Below are 424 nucleotides of genomic sequence, written 5' to 3' on the forward strand. Positions count from 1 at the left end.
CATCAAAACCCGCATCAGCGCACTGACCACCGGGACTTTGCAAGAGGTGGTCAATGGCACCGGAGTAGTTCTGCATACCAACCTGGGCAGAGCCCCGTTAGCTGAGTCCGCTCTGGAGGAGATCCANNCTGCAGAGCGGAGAGAGGGGTTCCCGCTATCGCCACCTGGAAGAACTGTTAATCACGCTGACCGGGGCTGAAGCAGCCCTGGTGGTAAACAACAACGCCGCAGCCGTGTTACTGGGCTTAAATACCATGGCTGCAGGGCGCGAAGTAATTGTCTCCCGCGGCCAATTAGTGGAAATTGGCGGGGCATTTCGCATACCTGAAGTTATGAAGGCTTCCGGGGCCCGTTTGGTTGAAGTGGGGACAACCAATAAAACCTACCCCGGAGATTTCCTGGAGGCCATCCGGCCCGAAACCGC

The 424-nt window shown here is 57.3% G+C and carries 1 pseudogene; it reads left to right on the plus strand.

Annotated elements, in window-relative coordinates:
* Positions 1-46: 46 nt before the first annotated feature.
* Positions 47-424 (plus strand): annotated as a pseudogene (locus B3W37_RS10520) (DegT/DnrJ/EryC1/StrS family aminotransferase); the annotation flags it as partial.

The organism is Syntrophomonas sp. UBA5494 (assembly GCF_002426325.1).